At 38.4% G+C, this 18,824-nt stretch carries 16 protein-coding genes; 9 read left to right on the top strand and 7 right to left on the bottom strand.

Translation table 11 applies throughout. The annotated features are described in order from the left end of the window. Positions 1–44 precede the first annotated feature (44 nt). Positions 45–1,628 carry a PilZ domain-containing protein gene (locus ACMAWV_RS06995; protein ID WP_412469676.1) on the bottom strand — a complete coding sequence of 528 codons (1,584 nt, stop codon included), beginning with the start codon at positions 1,626–1,628 and terminating at the stop codon, positions 45–47. Positions 1,629–1,794: 166 nt separating this feature from the next. On the opposite strand from ACMAWV_RS06995, the gene ACMAWV_RS06990 reads away from it, so the two are divergent. Further along, positions 1,795–2,709 carry a hypothetical protein gene (locus tag ACMAWV_RS06990; protein ID WP_412469677.1) on the top strand — a complete coding sequence of 305 codons (915 nt, stop codon included), beginning with the start codon at positions 1,795–1,797 and terminating at the stop codon, positions 2,707–2,709. Between the two features lie 20 nt (positions 2,710–2,729). Here ACMAWV_RS06990 and lpdA read toward each other — a convergent pair whose 3' ends face one another. The 3 genes from lpdA to ACMAWV_RS06975 are packed head-to-tail and all read right to left on the bottom strand — an operon-like array spanning position 2,730 to position 8,156. Continuing rightward, positions 2,730–4,133, bottom strand: coding sequence for a dihydrolipoyl dehydrogenase (gene lpdA, locus ACMAWV_RS06985; RefSeq protein WP_103216934.1), 1,404 nt, complete (start codon positions 4,131–4,133; stop codon positions 2,730–2,732). A gap of 31 nt (positions 4,134–4,164) precedes the next feature. Next, complete coding sequence (odhB, locus tag ACMAWV_RS06980) at positions 4,165–5,397, bottom strand: 2-oxoglutarate dehydrogenase complex dihydrolipoyllysine-residue succinyltransferase (protein ID WP_103216933.1); 1,233 nt, start codon at positions 5,395–5,397, stop codon at positions 4,165–4,167. Between the two features lie 14 nt (positions 5,398–5,411). Continuing rightward, positions 5,412–8,156, bottom strand: a complete 2,745-nt coding sequence (locus ACMAWV_RS06975) for a 2-oxoglutarate dehydrogenase E1 component (protein ID WP_233189685.1) — start codon at positions 8,154–8,156, stop codon at positions 5,412–5,414. Positions 8,157–8,319: 163 nt separating this feature from the next. Between ACMAWV_RS06975 and ACMAWV_RS06970 the strand changes: the two genes are divergently transcribed. The 4 genes from ACMAWV_RS06970 to ACMAWV_RS06955 all read left to right on the top strand — a co-directional run bounded on the left by ACMAWV_RS06970 (position 8,320) and on the right by ACMAWV_RS06955 (position 10,573). Beyond that, the gene (locus ACMAWV_RS06970; protein ID WP_103216932.1) at positions 8,320–8,712 is read left to right on the top strand and encodes a nucleoside triphosphate pyrophosphohydrolase family protein; all 393 of its coding nucleotides are present in this window, start codon (positions 8,320–8,322) and stop codon (positions 8,710–8,712) included. Then, positions 8,712–9,731, top strand: a complete 1,020-nt coding sequence (locus ACMAWV_RS06965) for an FAD:protein FMN transferase (RefSeq protein WP_412469678.1) — start codon at positions 8,712–8,714, stop codon at positions 9,729–9,731. The genes ACMAWV_RS06970 and ACMAWV_RS06965 overlap by 1 nt, the downstream gene beginning before the upstream one ends. Positions 9,732–9,763: 32 nt before the next feature. Further along, the gene (nqrM, locus tag ACMAWV_RS06960) at positions 9,764–9,976 is read left to right on the top strand and encodes a (Na+)-NQR maturation NqrM (RefSeq protein ID WP_103216930.1); all 213 of its coding nucleotides are present in this window, start codon (positions 9,764–9,766) and stop codon (positions 9,974–9,976) included. A 237-nt stretch (positions 9,977–10,213) separates the two neighbouring features. Next, positions 10,214–10,573 (top strand): hypothetical protein, encoded by a 360-nt coding sequence (locus ACMAWV_RS06955; protein WP_146037773.1) that lies wholly within the window; start codon positions 10,214–10,216, stop codon positions 10,571–10,573. 25 nt (positions 10,574–10,598) lie between these two features. Here ACMAWV_RS06955 and ACMAWV_RS06950 read toward each other — a convergent pair whose 3' ends face one another. Beyond that, on the bottom strand, positions 10,599–11,222 hold the full coding sequence (locus ACMAWV_RS06950) for a class I SAM-dependent methyltransferase (protein ID WP_412469679.1): 624 nt from the start codon (positions 11,220–11,222) through the stop codon (positions 10,599–10,601). Between the two features lie 3 nt (positions 11,223–11,225). After that, complete coding sequence (locus tag ACMAWV_RS06945) at positions 11,226–11,831, bottom strand: YiiX/YebB-like N1pC/P60 family cysteine hydrolase (protein WP_158246788.1); 606 nt, start codon at positions 11,829–11,831, stop codon at positions 11,226–11,228. A 130-nt stretch (positions 11,832–11,961) separates the two neighbouring features. On the opposite strand from ACMAWV_RS06945, the gene ACMAWV_RS06940 reads away from it, so the two are divergent. Both ACMAWV_RS06940 and ACMAWV_RS06935 read left to right on the top strand, forming a co-directional pair. Further along, the gene (locus ACMAWV_RS06940; RefSeq protein WP_412469680.1) at positions 11,962–13,905 is read left to right on the top strand and encodes a hypothetical protein; all 1,944 of its coding nucleotides are present in this window, start codon (positions 11,962–11,964) and stop codon (positions 13,903–13,905) included. A 14-nt stretch (positions 13,906–13,919) separates the two neighbouring features. Then, entirely contained in the window at positions 13,920–14,615 is a 696-nt protein-coding gene (locus ACMAWV_RS06935) for a M15 family metallopeptidase (RefSeq protein WP_412469681.1), read from the top strand. Here the strand turns inward: ACMAWV_RS06935 and ACMAWV_RS06930 are convergent. After that, complete coding sequence (locus tag ACMAWV_RS06930) at positions 14,599–15,051, bottom strand: acyl-CoA thioesterase (protein ID WP_103216924.1); 453 nt, start codon at positions 15,049–15,051, stop codon at positions 14,599–14,601. The genes ACMAWV_RS06935 and ACMAWV_RS06930 overlap by 17 nt on opposite strands. Before the next feature lie 238 nt (positions 15,052–15,289). Between ACMAWV_RS06930 and ACMAWV_RS06925 the strand changes: the two genes are divergently transcribed. Both ACMAWV_RS06925 and ACMAWV_RS06920 read left to right on the top strand, forming a co-directional pair. After that, positions 15,290–17,377, top strand: coding sequence for a hypothetical protein (locus ACMAWV_RS06925; protein WP_103216923.1), 2,088 nt, complete (start codon positions 15,290–15,292; stop codon positions 17,375–17,377). Positions 17,378–17,618: 241 nt separating this feature from the next. Further along, positions 17,619–18,818, top strand: coding sequence for a tetratricopeptide repeat protein (locus ACMAWV_RS06920; protein ID WP_158246787.1), 1,200 nt, complete (start codon positions 17,619–17,621; stop codon positions 18,816–18,818). The last annotated feature ends 6 nt before the right edge of the window (positions 18,819–18,824 follow it).

The raw sequence follows: 18,824 nt of genomic DNA, 5'->3' as shown, positions 1-18,824 counted from the left end.
ACTGATCTAGTCTGTTTTTTTAATATGCATTGCGAAATAGTTGATTAAGCTGCTTTTTTTGCTTCTTCATTATCGTTGAGAATATCAATCATACACTCTCCGATAACTTCCATAATTGCGTCTGAAACAGACTCAAAACGAAGACCAAAGCCTCTTGGACGATTCTTAGATGCCCTCATGATTGTGAAGTCAATAGCGACAGCGCGGCCAAAAATCCCCTCTGAGATATAAATCGTTCCACGAGTATTTTTGTCAAATTCTTTCTCAAACTTAGTCACTTCAACAAAGCCACCACTTAGTGATAAGTTAGTAAGGTATCCCTTATACTCTTTTTGAACACCAACAAGCGAGAATGAAACTAGTTCTTGTAATTCGACACGATACTCAGTTCTTTCGATTTGATACTTATTATTTTCAGGATTTTCTTTATCTTCAAATATTAGTTGTGCTTGTGTATTAAGCTCAAGACAGTCTTTTGCTGCAACCCAAGGTGCACCTGCCTTCTTTTTAACAAGAGTGGAAGACGTAACAATCTTCTTTTCAAAATCAACAAGCATTTCATCAAAACGTAAAGGACCGACAACGCCAGCTCCTGTATCGTATTGCCATGTTTTCTTATTTGAAATTTCAAACGACTTACCGTTCTTAAGGCCTTCTATATTCAAGCGATCAAGTTCTTCATCATCAGCTTGTGCACGTGTTGCAATTTCAAGCCCTCCACTAGAGATATCAAACTCACCAGTGGCCTCTTCACTAAGATCAATTTCAACCGTACGATCTTCGTCTTCTAGTACAAGAGAGTCACGAGGAATGAGGTTAATCTTTGGAGTACTTGGAGTGTTATCTTCGCTAACAACTTCTTCAATTTCAACTGAATCATTTACGGCCGAAATTCCAATCTTGCTATCTGTGTATGATTTAAAATTTGCTAACTCTTGTTCAGCGACTTCTAACTTAGCATTTAAGGCCTTGGCCTTAGCAATAACCTTTGAAAGATTCTTTCTTGCTAATTTATTTTCAACTGCAAGATTTTTATATTTTATTTTAAGAGCATTAAACTTTGATTGATATTCTTGAGTATTAGTATTTCCATCCTCAAGTTCACGCGTTGTTGATAGAACTTTTGTAATCTTACGATTTACATCGCTAATTAAACTTGTTTCATCTAACACAGACTCTAATTTTGTAAGAATGGCCTCACTACGATCACCACTTGAAGAGCCAACAAGTTGCGTGATATCACCGATTCTCTCTTCTACAGAGGAAATTTTCTCACTAAACTCTTCTCGAAGTTGTACACCAATTGCAGAAACTTCTTCTTTTACAATTTTTGAAATTGCATCTAATAGATCATTATTATGATTATTCTTAATTTCTAATTCTTCCAATTTAATACTGTATCCATTTGGTGCCGAAGCTGGTTTTTCAAATGTCTCAGGAGCTTGCTTAAGAGCATCTGTAATTACACGAGGTAAACTCATCTTAGACAACTCAACCCATTGAGACTTTTTAACGTCAAAACCAAATTGGTTTGAAAAAACGATTCCAGAAAGCGCTTCAATATAGAGATCATTAAGATCGATCTCTCTAAAAGTTGTGAATGTGTCTGCAATGAAAAGTTTCTTCAATACTTCCTCTACTATTCTTTCTAGTATATCGGTAAGATTTAAACTAAAATTTAATAATATTAGCTATTTACTCTGTTTTTGTTTACAAACTTCTATTTGAAACCAAATAAGGTATTGATTTTTGGATAATTACAATAAAAACCACTTACAAAAAAAAGAAGAAAAATTGGCCGATTTAATAGGCTTTCAAACAGAAGTTATTGAAATCATCGAAGAACTTTTAAATAAGAATAATTTAAAATCTTCCGAAGAACTCTACCTATGTGGCCTAAAAGAAGAGGCCATTAATACCTCACTCTTAGACTTTTATGAAATTCTACAAAAGCTAAATGAATTAGAGAATTATAAAGAATTCACAGTATGTGATATTGGCGCATCCTATGCAAAGATGGCATTCGTGGCCAATCACTTCTTTCCAAATATTAAAGTCATTAGTATTGAACCAGTCAAAGAGCGCATCGAATATGGCCTCGACAAACTCAAAGACACAAAACATATTTTTATCAACGATGTCTTTAAAGAGGAATTAATTAAAAACCATAAAATTGATTACTTCTTTCTCTATTTTCCAGTTGGTAAAATTCTTGATGATATTATCACCCAACTTAATGCTCCTGTCGTTGCTATTGAGTCGCATGGCGAACTTCTAAACCGTTTAGGACATAGCTTTTCTCAAAAAGAAGTCCTAACAAAACTAAACTTTGCCCGTCACAATCCTCATAGCTATCTTTTTACAAGGCCATCAGAATCAAGCTTATATAAGGCATTTAAAGCGTTTCAAAAAAAAGAAGATGAAGTTATCATCATCAACGATCAAAGGCCATGGTTAGCAGACTCAGAAGGCCTAGCCCACTACTTTGATGAGAAAGATAAAATTACCCTTGAACTTAAGTGTCCACCTCGAACAATTTTCTTTAATGAAGATTTAGAGACGGCCAACTCTTGTAACTTCTCAAAACCGATACAACTTCTCATTCAAAAGCGTCGAGCAAATGAAAAAGTTGATGGTTATTTAATTCGAAAAATATTTTTGGATGGGAGTTTTGAGCTGTCTTCAGGTGAAATAAAAAAGGCACCCTAAGGTGCCTTTTAAATATTTGCTTAGATGTTAAGTGGTTTTTTATCAAAAGCATCAAGAGCAGCTTCTTTGAATGCTTCAGAGTAAGTTGGGTGCGCATGACAAATACGTCCAATATCCTCAGCAGCAGCTCTAAATTCCATTGCCACAACTGCTTCTGCAATTAAATCAGCAGCACGAGGACCGACAATGTGTACTCCTAAAATCTCATCTGTTTCTTTACAAGCAAGTACTTTTACAAAACCAGCTGATTCGTTTGAAGCACGAGCACGTCCACTTGCTTTAAATGGAAACTTCCCTGCTTTATATGGAGTCTTATTAGCTTTTAGCTCTTGTTCTGTTACACCAACTGAAGCAACCTCTGGCCAAGTATAAACAACACCTGGAATTAGATTGTAGTTAATATGTGGTTTTTGACCAGCAATGATTTCAGCACAAACAACACCTTCTTCCTCAGCTTTGTGAGCAAGCATAGCACCTGTTGTAACATCACCAATTGCATAGATATGAGAAACGTTAGTTCTTAAATGATCGTCAGTGATAACACGCCCACGCTCATCAAGATTTACACCAGCATTTTCAAGACCAAGATTGTCAGTATATGGACGACGCCCAACTGCCATTAGACAGTAGTCACCGTCTAATTTGATTTCTTCATCGTTCTTCTTATTCTTAGCTTTTACGATTACTTTTTCGCCCTTTCTAACAACTTCAGTTACACCGTGACCAGTATAGAATTCCATACCTTGTTTCTTAAGAACTTTAGTCATCTCTTTTGCACAGTCTTTATCCATTGTCGCAAGAATTGAATCTGCATACTCGACAACAGAAACTTTAGAACCAAGTCTTAAAAATACTGAACCAAGCTCTAGACCAATAACACCACCACCAATTACGATGAAGTGCTTTGGAAGTGTTTCAAGCTTTAGGGCCTCAGTTGAAGTGATAATTCTTTCTTTATCAATTTCAATCCCAGGAATTGTCGCTGGCTTTGAACCAGTTGCAATAATGAAGTGTTTGGCCTTAAGAGTTTCCTCTTTCTCACCTGAAACTTTAAGAGTGTGAGCATCAACGAAAGATCCAAACCCATGGAAAGTCTCAACTTTATTCTTACCCATTAAGTAAGTAATACCACCAGAAGTATCTGCAACAACACCAGCTACACGCTCTGCCATCTTCTTAATATCGGCCTTTACTTTACCTGTTGTGATTCCGTGTGCTTCAAATTCATGAGTTGCTTCATGAAATTTCTCACTTGAATCAAGCCATGCTTTCGATGGAATACATCCAACGTTTAAGCATGTTCCACCAAGTGTATTATATTTTTCTACGATTGCTGTCTTCATACCAAGTTGCGCGCAACGTACGGCACTGATATATCCACCAGGGCCTGAACCAATAACAACAACATCAAATTCTTTACTCATATATAATCCTTAATCTTCTTTAATATACTTATTAGATGTCCAGTAGCATTCTGGCCGGATCCTCAATCATCTCTTTAACCATCTTAAGGAATGTTACTGATTCCTTACCATCGATGATTCTGTGGTCATAAGAAAGTGCTAAGTACATTACAGGGTGAATAACAACCTGACCGTTTACAGCTACTGGTCTTTCAACAATATTGTGCATTCCTAGAATCGCTGATTGTGGAACGTTAATAATTGGAGTTGAAAGCATTGAACCGAAAACACCACCATTTGTGATAGTGAATGTACCACCAGTCATTTCATCTACTGTAAGCTTTCCATCACGCCCTTTAAGAGCAAGTCTTCTTACTTCTTTTTCAATTTGAGCAAGGCTTAAGCTTTCTGCGTTTCTAATTACTGGAACAACAAGACCTTTTGGAGTTGATACCGCGATACCAACATCTGCATAGTCGTGATAGATGATATTTTCACCATCAATTTGTGCATTAACACCTTTGATTTCCATAAGTGCTTTTGTACATGCTTTTGTGAAGAAAGACATGAAACCTAGTCCGATGTCGTGCTTGTCTTTGAAAGCATCTTTATATTTCTTACGAAGCTCCATTACATTGAACATATCAACTTCGTTGAAAGTCGTAAGCATTGCAGTCGTATTCTTTGCTTCCACAAGACGCTTAGCAATTGTCTTACGAATACGCTTCATTTTTACTTCTTCTTTTGCTCTACTTGCACCACCCATTGGAGCTTGAACAGCAATTTCCTGTGCAGGAGCAGGCTTTGCAGCGGCAGCAGGAGCAGCTTTTGGAGCAGCACTTGCGTTCATTGCATCAGCCTTAGTGATACGGCCATCTTTACCTGAACCAGCAACTGAACCAGCACTAACGCCTTTTTCTGCAAGAATTTTAGCAGCAGCTGGAGATGGATAATTCTTATCCCCACCCGAAACTGGAGCACTTGCCGGTGTATTTGGAGTTTCAACTGTTGTAGGAGCATCATCACTTGAAGCTTGTGTCGGAGCTGCAGATGTATCTAACTCAGCTACAACAGCACCAATTTCAAGTTCAGCACCTTCTTCTGCGATAATTCTAATGATACCACTTTCTTCCGCAGGAAGAGGAAGTGTTGCTTTATCTGATTCAACTTCAACTAGTTCATCACCTTCACTAACATAGTCACCGTCAGCTACTAGCCACTCACCTAGAGCAACTTCTGTAATTGATTCACCAATTGGTGGAATAGTAATTTTTACGATTGCCATTTTCTTTTCCTTATTTATTTAAATGCATTCTCTACAATTGTTTCTTGTTCTTTCATGTGTACTGAAGCGTATCCTGTCGCAGGAGATGCCGAAGCTTTTCTTGAGATACAATCAATATCTCTAAAAGTATCGCGCCAGCGATTTAAGTGCATCCATGCTCCCATATTTGAAGGCTCTTCTTGTACCCAACGATGTGTTGCGTTTGGATACTTATCAAGGATCGCCTTAATTTTTTCAGTTGGAAGAGGATATAATTGTTCAAGACGAACAACTGCAACATCTTTACGATCATTTTCTTGTTGGTACTTAAGTAGATCGTAGTAAATCTTACCTGTACAAAGAACGACCTTCTTAACGTCTTTTGGGTTCACCCAAGTATCATCAAATACTTCTTCAAACTTACCAGTTGTGAAGTCTTCAACTTTTGACTGACATAGAGGATGTCTTAAAAGTGACTTCGGAGTGAAAACAACAAGAGGCTTTCTAAACTCCCACTTAAGCTGACGTCTAAGAGCATGGAACATATTTGCTGGAGTTGTAATATTACAAACAACCATATTCTCTTCAGCACATTGCTGTAAGAACCTTTCTGGACGACAAGAAGAGTGTTCAGGTCCTGCTCCTTCATAACCGTGAGGCAGAAGCATTACTAAGTTACACATTCTTCTCCACTTACTTTCTGCTGCTGAAATGAACTGATCAATTACGATTTGAGCACCGTTAGTGAAGTCACCAAATTGTGCTTCCCAGATATTAAGAGCGTGAGGTGTTGCTTGCGAGTAACCATATTCAAATGCAAGTACCGCATACTCAGAAAGAAGTGAGTTATAGATATAGAAGTTTCCTTGACCTGTCGTTAGGTGCTCAAGGCCACAGTATGCTTTATTTGTTTTCTCATCAAAAACTTTTGCGTGACGGTGTGAGAATGTCCCACGAATAACGTCTTCACCAGAGAAGCGTACATCGTTACCTTCAGTTAGGATCGAGCCGTACGCAAATAACTCAGCAAGTGCCCAATCAATTTGACCATTTTCAAAAGAAGCCTTTCTTTGATCAAGAAGCTTTTGTGCTTTTCTTAGAGTTTTAAATCCTTCAGGAGTCTGCGTGATTGATGAAATAATATTCTCAAGTGTCTTCTTATCAACACTTGTATCAGGTGAATTAGTAAAATCCTCTAGAGTTGAAAAACGAACGTTCTTCCACTGCTGGTGAGGCCCTGGAACTTTCTTAGGAATTACATTTTGCTTAACATTGTTAAAACGATCCGAAAGAAGGTTTTTGTATTCTTCTTGCATTTCTTTTGCCACGGCCTTATCAACTGCACCGTGACTAGCAAGCTCTTCAATATACATTTCGCGAGGATTCTTATGCTTTGAAATCATCCCGTATAATTCTGGTTGAGTATACTTCGGCTCATCACCTTCGTTGTGTCCGTGCTTACGGTAACAAACCATATCAACGAAAACATCGCGCTTAAATTTTTGTCTGAACTTAACTGCAAGCTCACATGCGTAAACAACGTCTTCTGGACAATCACCATTTACGTGAATAACTGGAATATTTAGCATCTTAGCAACAGATGTTGAGTAGTGTGATGAACGGGCATCTGTAAAGTCAGTAGTAAAACCAATTTGGTTATTAATAACAAAGTGAAGAGATCCACCAGTGCGGTAACCTGGAAGCTCAGACATTTGAAGTGTTTCGTAAACAATCCCTTGTCCCGCAACGGCCGCATCACCGTGAATAACAATTGGGATAATCTTGCTCTCATCTCCATCGTAAGCAATATCAATCTGAGCACGAGCATAACCAGTTGCTACTGGTGAAACTGTTTCTAAGTGTGATGGGTTTGGAAGAAGCTTTAAGTAAACTTCGTTATTATCTTCAGTCTTAGTTACTGAAGTGAAGCCCATGTGATACTTAACATCACCATCACCTTGACCAGCAAGTTGCTCAAGAGAGTTTCCTTCAAATTCAGAAAAGATATACTCATAAGTTTTCCCTAGAGTATTAGCTAGAACGTTTAGACGTCCACGGTGTGCCATACCAATAATAAATTCTTTAGCACCTAGTCTTGCACCTTCGTTAATAAATGCATCAAGCCCTGGGATTGTCGACTCTCCACCTTCAAGTGAAAATCTTTTTTGTCCCGTATATTTTGTTTGAAGAAAGTTTTCAAAAACATTTGCTTCATTCAATTTGTGTAGGATTCTTTTTTTCTTATCAACATCGAAATTTTTGTTCAGGTAAGTTGTTTCAAACTCTTCTCTAAACCAACGTCTCATCTCAGTATCAGTTGAGTGCATATACTCAACACCGATCTTTCCACAGTAAAGCTTCATCATGTGGTCCATGATATTTTTTAGAGTCGTAGCACCAAGGCCAACAAACTCACCACAAGTGAATACTTCGTTTAAATCAGCATCTGTTAGATCATAGTCTTGAAGAGAGATACGTGCATGACGATCTAGTCTTGGACGAATTGGATTTGTATCCGAAAGAAGATGTCCTCTTGATCTAAAAGATTGAATTAGTCTGAATACGTTGAATTCTTTACGTAACTTCTCATCACTTACTTCACCACCGGCACTTGTGCTACCTTTACCGGCACCGAATTCAAAACCTAGAAAAAAGTTGCGCCAACTTTCTTCTACTTCCATCGGGTTTGATTCGTATTGTTCGTAGAGAGAGTCAATGTAAGAAATGTCTGAACTTGATAGTGTTGAAAAGTCGAATTTATCCATTTGATTTAAATCCATTTTACCGCTTTGCGGCTATTACAAAATTAATAATTTAGGCACGTTAATATACCTTATATCTTAACAGTTCGTGAAGTTTTCTTTTTGCACAGGCAAGCTTTGACTAGATAAAAATCAAAGTGATAAAGTTCGATCAACTACCCAACTTTTCACAGGAGAAATTATGGACTCACAAAAATATATGAGTGATGCAATTAGAACAGAATCAAGAGATTTTGATGCGATGAACACACGTCTAAATGACGATGGAATTAAGAGACTTCTTCACGCTGGAATTGGTCTTTCGACGGAAGCTGGAGAATTCCTCGATGCTCTAAAGAAGCATATATTCTATGGTAAGGAGCTTGACCGAGTAAATCTAGCAGAAGAGCTTGGTGATCTTTTCTGGTACATGGCCATCGTTGGTGATGAACTTGGGATTAAATTTGAAGATGTAATGGAGCGCAATATCACAAAGCTTAAGGCGCGCTACGGCGAAAAATTTAGTGAAGAAAAGGCCGACAATAGAGACCTAGATAGCGAAAGAAAAATTCTTGAGGAACAGGCGTTTAATTAATGAGAATTAACAAAATCTTTATATTTGGAATGGGCCTTTTATTAGGCCTGTTAACTTCATGTCAAAGTGAAAAACTGCAAATTTATAGTGCCACTGGCCCGACCATGGGTACGACATACCATATCAAGTATCTTGCACCTAATGGATTCGACGAGGATTCGGTAAAAAAAGATATTGAGATAAGATTAGATGAAGTCAACAAGGCCATGAGTACTTACATCAATGACTCAGAAATTTCACTCTTTAATAAAATGGCCAAGAGTGAAAAATTCTATCCAGGCCCAGACTTTAGCAGAACTCTAAAGCACGCCCTAGACGTTGCAAAGAAGACTGATGGTACATTTGATCCAACAATCGGAACGCTTGTAAACCTTTGGGGATTTGGTCCAACTGGAAAACGCAAGATTCCTTCAAAAGAAGATATTGAAGAGGCCAAGAAGAAAGTTGGTTACGAAAAGATAATCTTTAATGATGGCGTCTTAACAAAAAGTATTGATGGTGTGTATCTTGATTTATCTGCTTCGGCCAAGGGTTACGGTGTTGATGCACTTGTTGAACTTCTACAGGCCAAAGGAATTAAGAATGCTCTTGTCGAAGTTGGCGGTGAAGTTAGAACAATGGGCGAATCTCTAACACGCCCGTGGCGTATTGGTGTTGAGTCCCCTAGTAATAAAGATGGTAATCCAGTTGTGAAGGTTGTGAAAATCAAGAATGTTGCCTTAGCAACATCTGGCGACTATCGAAATTTTTTCAAAGAAGGTGGCAAGCGCTACCAGCATACAATAAATTTCAAATCAGGTTCACCTGTTGAATCTCAACTTGCTTCGGTTAGTGTTATCTCTGAGACTTGTATGGATGCGGATGCTTGGGCAACGGCCCTTATGGCCATGGGTGCAAAGAAAGCAATTGCTTACGCTAAAGAAAATAACTTGAAGGCGTTCTTCATCTATCGTTCTGACGATGGTTCAGCAAAGTATTTAGAGACATCAACGCCAGGATTTGATAAGGTGACAGAGTAATCTAATCGGATATTTTTCTATTGGAGAATTTTATGGATGCTAACATTAAACTATTCCTAATTACTTTCGCTGTTCTTGCTCTATCAATTACAGGAATGGCCGTTGGTGTAATTATTTCTAACCGTAAGCTACAAGGCTCATGTGGTGGACTTGGAAAGCTGATTGGTGAAGATTGCCAATTCTGCGACAAGAAGGATGAGTGTACAGAAAATCCAGAGCAAGCCGAAGACTGTCTAAAAGCTTAATCTAAAATACAAATCAAATATGCATAAAGGCCCCATTTTGGGGCCTTTGTTGTTCATAGATAGGGCCAAAAAGCGCCCCTTTCCCATTCGACACCACCCATAAATCTCTAAGTAGCTGATTGTACGTGTTCAATTTTTGGCACAGTTCATGCTTTTACTATAGCAACAAAGCTCTTAAACAGGATGTTTAAAGCTGAAGGCTTCAGGAAGAACGAACTTAGCGGAAAAGAGGCCATTATGAAAAGTACATTAAGGAGAGCACTTTACATCACTTTAGGATTAGTTATGTTATCGATAACAATCCAAGAGAAAGTTCACGCAAGAACTATGAAGAGAATCACGCCAGAGCAGATCCAAAAACTAGATCGCGCTATGGCAATTGAGACCTTCAATGGTGAATTCCTCGACATCACAAGTGTTGCAAAAATTAAAAAGACTTTTGGGAATCTTGAAGGATTTAAAGATGGTGCACAAATCCAATTAGCAAATGGAGATGTACTAACTGCAAGAGATATTCGTTTTCTATATGTAGAAAGACTCAAGCAACAAAAGGAGAAAAGATTAGAAGTGGGGCGTACTCCACACGACGAAGAATAGTCGGAAATATTTTGGGAATCTGTAACTAATTTGCTACGTCTTCCTTAGTAGCAATGACCAGTAAGACATCCGGGTCGCTCGAAAGAGCGGCCCTTCTTTTTTTATCTGCAATAATTTTACGCCCATTTGGCAGCATCAAATAGATAATGCGAAACCCTGCTTCAGTCACGATCTTCTCATATTCAAGGTAGTCGAGAACTGTAACTGATAGGTTAGTAAGAAGCATCTCTTTGCTCTTAACCATCGCTTCAAAACAAAAAACTCCCCCACTATTCAAACGCTTAAAGACATTTCTTATATACTGAGAAATTTCATCTTTAGATTGTAAGTAATGAATTTGGTGAGCATCTAAAATAAGATCAAATGAGCGCTCGATCTGATCTAACTTGAGACTAGATAAACACTGAAATTCGAAATTGTTAAAATTTTGGCGGGCCTTATAAATGGCCTCTTCAGAAATATCGATGCCTAATAATTGAGAGAAATTGAAATTAGCCAAATTTAGACCTTGCCCACATCCAACTTCAAGGACTTCAATTTTATCGCTCTCAAACTTTACAAGAGTGAGGGCCTTTTGAACTAAGTCAATAAGAGTCTGAGATTTGAGAAAGTGATCGCTTTCTTTATGGGCCTGATTAAATTGATTCACAATTTAATATAGCGGCCCCATGTCTTTAAAGTCACCATCAAAACCAGTTGAGAAAAAGAAATCATTAGGAGAAAGCCCTAACTTTCCACTAGGAGGAAGTTTTCCACCGAAATAGATTTGCCATCCCTTAGGATTCTTATCATAGGTCATTGGAGCTGGTTTAAACTTCTCAATAGCATAAACGCTTTTAAGAAGCTTGTAGATGAACTCCGAACAATAAAGCTTGTCATCATCCCAAAGATAATCGTGATCAAAGTCCATTCCAAGAAAGATTGACTTGTAATTTTCAATTAATTTTCTTTTCTTTGAGAAATTAATATGCTTTGGACGAATAACGTGTGGGACCTTATTCGAGTATGCTAGAAATGATTTTAGTGGCAGGTGGTGAACGCTTCCAAGAGATTGAGCAACATAAACTTGAGAACCTAGTTTTAGAACAATTCCAGAGTGAGAAAATGGGCCACCAGTTTCATTTTCGATCAGCTCACAACTGAAACAGTCCATATCTAACAAGATCACATCACCTGTTTGCAGATCACTTAATGGCAGTGCCACAGTTTTAAGGCTTACAAAAATAGAAATTAACACCAACAAACGTCTAAAATTCACAACCAAACCCCTGTAATAACAGAAACTTAAACGATAAAACAGCAATTGCCCTACTATTAAAAACTTAGGCTTTGCTGTTATACTAAGTAAGTAACTAGATTGATAGCCTAAAAAAGCAGGAAAAGTAAAAATGAAAGGCATTATTTTAACACTCATATTTTTAAGTTTTGCACTTGGACACTTCGAAGTCTTTGCGACGACAAACTGCCCAACAGGACAGGTTTTCAACGCTAGTTTGAATCGTTGTATGTATACAGAGGGTTCAATAAAGAATCGAGATGAGTATCAGGATTGTGACTCTAAATCGAGTGAGAGTGAACGCAATGCTTGTATGAAAGCAGCGGCCGATGCCAGACAACAAAAAACAATTAATGAGCTAAATGCTGGACGAGTTTCCGATAGTGATGTTGAAAGTAAAGGTAAGGGTAATTTAATAACTGGCTTTGCAGAAGCTTGGGGGATCGTTACAGGAGTTACGGCCCTAGTAGTTCCTAAGTTCTTTAACGGAGAAGATGCTGCCAAATCAACAACAAATGAGTCGGCTCCAGTAGACCCAAAGGTAGAGCCGAAAGTAGATGCAAAGGTAGAACAATCAAGTGGCGCTGATACAAATTCATCAGAAGTATCAAAAGATGAAAACCGTTCAAGCTGTAAGTCTTGTATGCTGGTTGGTGCGATCTCGGCCTATAGCTTCTATCAAACAAAAATCAACAAAGAAGACGTAAAGAAGAAAACAAAAGAGTTTAAAGAAGAATACGAAGAAATCTCAAAAGACCCTGAAACAATGAAGAATGCTCAAATTGCGGCATTTGATATGCTAGAAAAAGAACAAGAATATTTAGCAGATGTTTCTTCAAAACAGGCAAAACAATATAAAACACTGGCCCTAGGATATACAGCGGCAGCAGCTGTTGCAGTTTATGAGACATTTTCATCATTTGGGACAAGCTGTATGAACCAATCCCCAGGTGAAGCTGGTGGCGCTTCGAAGTGGAATTTCAGCGATATGGCAAATGGCTTTCGCTCGATCACTAATAATCCATGTACAGTTATTGTGGCCTCAGCAGTAACAGTCCCTGCGGCACTTACTGTTTCAAATCAAGCAAAGAAGAATAATAAAGATGCCAAATCGAATGTTGAGCAGATTAAGATTTTAAAAGAGAAGTATGTAAAGAGTGTTGCTTCATTTTGTCCAGATGGAAGAGATAGCTTAAGCAACCCTGCTTGTTACTGTTATACAGCACAAGGAAATAAGAATCCTAACCGCGAGAAATCTAAGACATGTCAGGACTACTGGAATAAGTATTCTGGATCATATGTAGCATCAGCTGACTCATCACGAGCAGCTCAAAGTACGAATCCACAAGGCTGTTTCTATGTTGATGGAAAGTTTGATCGCGAGTGTAATTGTCGTAAGCTAAAAAATAATAAGGGAGAAAATGCTTGTAAGAAGATTACGGTATCCCCTACTGCTTTAAGTTCACTTGGTGGACTTGATGTTACGGAAGCAATCAAAGCGGCCAATGCAACAACTCAGGGTAATGGTGGAACTTACAATGCTTCAACGACTGATGCACAAGCTGCCATGGCGGCCAAGGCGATGGATGCAATCAAAAAGAAGCTAGAAAATCCATTTAAGAAAAGTACAGGACTTGGACTTAGTAAGATTAGTGATGAGCTTGCAAAACAAGCGGGCCGCTATGGTGATAACAACAATGTATCAATCTTTAATGGTAACGGTGCAAGTGAAGCATTCGCTCGCTTAAGACCAACAGAGCCTTCATTTCAAGACGCAGTTGAAAATGTCTCGGCCAAGCTTCCTGCCAAGGGACTTGCAGCACCAGCAAAGAAAACTGTTAGAAAAACAACAAATAATAATACTAATCGATGGAAGTTCGATGACAACTCTAGCTCACAAGTTTTAAGTTTTGGTGCGGGAGCTGGTAACGGAGAATCGAACAAAAAATATGACTATGGTGATAACGATATTATCAAAGATAAGTCTGTTTCAATCTTTAAAGTTATCTCACATCGCTATGTTCAGTCAGGACTAAAGAAATTATTCTCTGAATAATAATTGGAAAATATATGAGCAAGGTAGACAAGGAAGTCTTATTCGGAATGACAAAAGAACATCTCATTTATGATGAGAGCATCAATCGCTACTTCCACAAAGATTCATTTGAAGACTTTAAACGTTTCAAAGAAGATGCGCTAAAAGATGGTGTCGATTTCTATGTCACAAGCTCTTTTCGATCTTTCGATGACCAACTCAGAATCTGGAATGAAAAGTGCGCCGGCAAACGCCCAATCTATGATCGCACGGGAAATGAACTAGATCACACAAAACTCTCCCCTTCAGAAATTGTAAACGCTATTATCAACTGGTCGGCACTTCCAGGAACTTCTCGTCATCACTGGGGAACAGAGCTTGATGTTGTGGATGGCAATAGCTGGCCAGAAGGTTATCACATTCAATTAATTCCAGAAGAGTTTACACAGGGTGGACCATTTGCTGATTTTAGTAAGTGGCTAAATACAAAAATTGAAAATAACGAGAGTTATTCTTATTATAGGCCATATGTAGAAGATCTTGGTGGAGTTGCTCCAGAGGCATGGCATATAAGCTACAGTAAGGTTTCATCCGAGTATCATCAAGAATACACTTACGAGCTATTTTGCGAATTATTAGAGCATGAAAAAATGAAAGAGCTTACTTTCTTAGATGAAGTAAAAGCAAGCTCTGAAAAAATTTATCATCATTTCTTTAAGCTTTTAAACTAAGCCCTACCGCTTTTAACCAATCAGGATCATGGCCCATAAGTTTTCTTTCTTTTAGATCAAACAGTCCTGCGGTCATTTTAAATTTTGTATACACCTTACCTGTATCATCAAACATCTCTTGCTCGAAAGTTAGAACCTTACTATTAACAAAGCTTGTGGCCTTTGAGCGAATCTTTACATTTTGTCTTAGACGAAGTTCAGACTTAAAAGTGATGTTGATATCTAAAACGACAGGACCTCTTTTTTCACGCATAATGCGATCCATACCCCATCCATTCTTTGTAATCATGTCCCAACGGGCCTGCTCAAAGATAGTCAAATAGGTTGCATTATTCATATGACCAAAAGTATCGAGATGCGTCTCTTGTACTTGAAATTCGTAAATTCCCTCTTCGATATTAAAGTCTTCGATTGTATGTGCTCGTTGTGAAGTCATTTATTACACCCCTTATATACTGCTAAGTTGTTAATTTCTTTTTAATGGCCACAATCATGGGCGATCGTAAAATATGATTTTACATGGCCGGCCCCTAAAAATGAACATATTTTTAAGCACTTATCTTGTGCAACACCCCTCAAATCCCTAAATCATGCTTAAATACTCAACTTTTCGAAGAATTTAACCGATTAGAACTTATAATTTAAGTAAGGCAAACCTAACTTTCGAGTCACTTATGAGCAAGAAAACAACTATTTTAAATACTTTTACCTTAACTCTTCTAGCGGCTGCGCCACTTAATATGAGCTACGCAGGCACTGTGAATGTTGATTGTCCTGATCCAAGCACTGGTCAAATGGTGCCATTTGATATGCCATCGGATGGGCGACAAGAGATACCACAGGAAGAGATTGATAACTTTTGTGGCCAAAAGCTAGCAGAGTTTCAAAAAGATAAAGAACTTGCAAATGGTTTGGCCAATGACGGTTCTGAACCAAATCAGCCAACTTCTCCTCCACAAGATGAAGGTGACGTAGCAAGTGATAGCGCAAAACATAAAGACTGGAATGGCTGTTTACAAGAAATGATGGCCAAAGAAAATAAATCTAAGATCGAGGCTTTCAAAGCTTGTTCTAAATCTGTAACAACTCTTGATTTTAAAAATGTTGAACCTGACTTTATTGGTAGTAGTGGTGCAATTAAGTGTCAAAGGGCCTTTAAGGTTTCAGGAACAAATGGAAATGCGAATTGGCAAGATGTTGCTCAAGAGGTTTACCGAAGTGGTAAAGCAAATTCAATTGACTATACAAAGGCCGTAGCTGTTTTCATCTATGCTAATAATTCATCTGAGGTTGATGGCAATGTTATTTCTGCCGCAGTTAAAAATGTTACAGCATGTAACCAAATTGCCGCTGCATTTGGAGAGAACCTTGAAGAGGATCGTCAATCAGAAGATCAATACTCAAATCCGGAGAAACTTACTTCAATTGATGGACGTATCACTTGTCGCCTATCAGGACTTGAAACCATTGACTATGACGAGTGTTCTAACTTAGTTCTTGCTCATAATGCTGCACAACTTGGAAAGACTGCAAATGCAACTTTCCAACAATTTCAAGCGCAAGACTTTAGTACAAAACAGCAAAATAAACTAATGAATATGGATGCGTCGGAAAACGTGACAACAACTGCCCTTAAGTCACAAAAAGATGGTCTGGCCAAGCAACAAACAATGGCCGAAACACGTCGTACAATTGAAGTTGCAAGACTAGGAACGATCTTAACGATGACTTCTAGTATTCCGACTAGTGAAACATATTTTGAAACAAATGAACTTTGTAAGAGACCAGTTGAACAGGCACTTTCAGGAATTGCAGAATATATAATTAATGACGGTGGTGCAGGATCAATGGGCTCACCAGAACAGATTTGTAAGCTAAACTTTGGTAGTAAGAAGTTTTCAATTCTAAGAAACGGTGAAGCGAAAAGAGCTGGTAACCAAATCGCAGCTGAAGCTGGGGTTGATGTGGCGAAAGAACAAATGGCCGTAAGTCAGCTTGGTAAACAACAAAAAATGATTTCAAGTGCTATTGGTAAAATTGAAGGAATGGAGACAATGGAGCTTCCAGAGGACTTCTTTGAAAACCAAGATGTCTATATGGAGTTTTGTCAGGCCAACCCTGCACATGCACAATGTCAGTCAGGTTGGGCAAATACAGTTAATGTCCCATCATTTGGTGACTACTCGGTAGGTGGATTTGGTACAAATCAGGCATACCAACACACAGAACAAGATCAAGCGGTAGCTGCAACTGCCGCAAGTACAGATGACCCAACATCAGCAGGTGTGGATACATCAACTGTTGTGAATAAAGCGAAAACAGGCGGAGGACTAAAAGGTAATTTTGGGCCTGTTGCAACCGTATCAGAAGGTGGTCAAATCGCTCAAGGTGCCGGTGGTGGAGGTAGTTCACCAGGCGGTGGAGGCGGTGGCGGAGGTTCATCTGCTGGAGGTGCTGCGCAACCAGAAGCTCTATCTGGAGCTGGCGGAAGCGGGCTTAAAGGTATCAGCTATGTTGGAGGTCGTGGACCAAGCTTTGTTGGTGGAAGAGGAACGGCTTCAGTTAAGAAAAAGAATAATGGTAATCCATTTAGTAATATGTTTAAGAAGAACCAAGACCGTAATCTAAGTTCACTAAACTTTAAAGGTAAGTCGGCAATTGGTGCAAAGACAGATGATATCTTCCAGAGAATTTCGACGGCATACGACAAGGCCAACGATGCTGGAAATCTTCTGAAGTATGAAACAAAAACTCTTGAATAAAGAACACTTAGAAAACTCATAAAGTTACATATTCTAGACACTGGGGCCAATTTTTTGGCCCCATCTTATTTTCCTCTATTAGATTTCAGTCATTTAGAAACAATAAATTTGGCACGAAATGTGTATATGTATAAAGTAACCGGTCGACGAGATGTTGATGCGTCACAACGTAGACAAGATGAATTATAGAGTGCATATTTCAGGGACGAGATATGATTATTCAAGGGAAGAAACCACTAAAATGAATACAATTCAAGAAATTCTATTAAGCGAACTTACTCAATCAAGAAGCTACTTAGAAAGGATTCTACATGCTGTATGTGAATTGAGTGAAACACACCTCGATGCTAAGGCACGCCTTATTATTGAAGAGTTTAGTACTGAATACGATAAATTAGTAAGCGAATTACTGATTCCATCTCACTTTGGAGACCTTAGTCTTCTCCACCAGAATAATTTTCGCCAAGGTCGAGAAAACCTAAGGCTTATGAATAATTTGATCGAAAGCTTCATTGCTCTCGCTCCAAAAAATGACGATGAAGTTGTTGGTGTGATCACTCGCCTAATCAATCTTTCATATAAATACACTAGAGAACTACACCTTATCTTAATTGAGCGCTCGTCACTTGATGTCGCCACACCTCGTATGGGGCTTTTAAAAGCAATTGATATAAAAGAGAAGAAAGAAATCATTGTTGCAAAAGAGATTATTAAAAAAGGTCCTTTCACACTTATTGAAGGTGGAAGAATCGATGAAGATGATGATGAAATGGAGCTTGAAGAAGACTTCACTCCACCACTATACTTTCTAGAATCACTTGAGATTCTAAATCTTGCCCACTCTAAAACTGCACCAATTCTTGGAATGAATGCTAAAAGAGAAGAGAAATACGAACAGTATATTACTGAAGCACATGTCTTAGTTTCTAAAAAAGATCTCGCTGGTGCTCTTGAGTTATTCGATAAGGCCCGTGGTCACAAAGAAACTGCGGAAGTACTGACTCTTATGGGTTGGGTAACATCTCAAATGGGAAATATTGAAGATGCGAAATCACTTTGTCTAAAAGCAATTGAAATCGATCCAGAATATGGTGCTCCTTATAACGATCTAGGAACACTTCTATTAAATGAAGGTCATATCAATGAATCAATCAAATGGTATGAACTTGCAAAAAAAGCACCAAAGTACACTAATCGCGAATATCCATATATCAATGCAGGGCGCGCTTACATGCAGCTAAATAACTTTGATAAGGCAATGGAAGAATTTGAGGTTGCTCTAAAGCTAGTTCCAGAAAATCAGGAACTGCGTCATACAGTAAGCAAAATTCGCTCTAGTGTAACGAAACAAGAAAATGTCGAAAAGAGTCACGGTTTTGAAAAGTTCAAAGTTGATTTCTCTGGCCGCCAAGGGGATAATGATAACCAACCAACACAATAATTTTTA

The sequence above is a fragment of the Halobacteriovorax sp. RT-1-1 genome (genome assembly GCF_047085455.1).
In the GTDB taxonomy this organism is placed as follows: domain Bacteria; phylum Bdellovibrionota; class Bacteriovoracia; order Bacteriovoracales; family Bacteriovoracaceae; genus Halobacteriovorax_A.
This window is presented reverse-complemented; position numbering and strand designations above follow the sequence as displayed.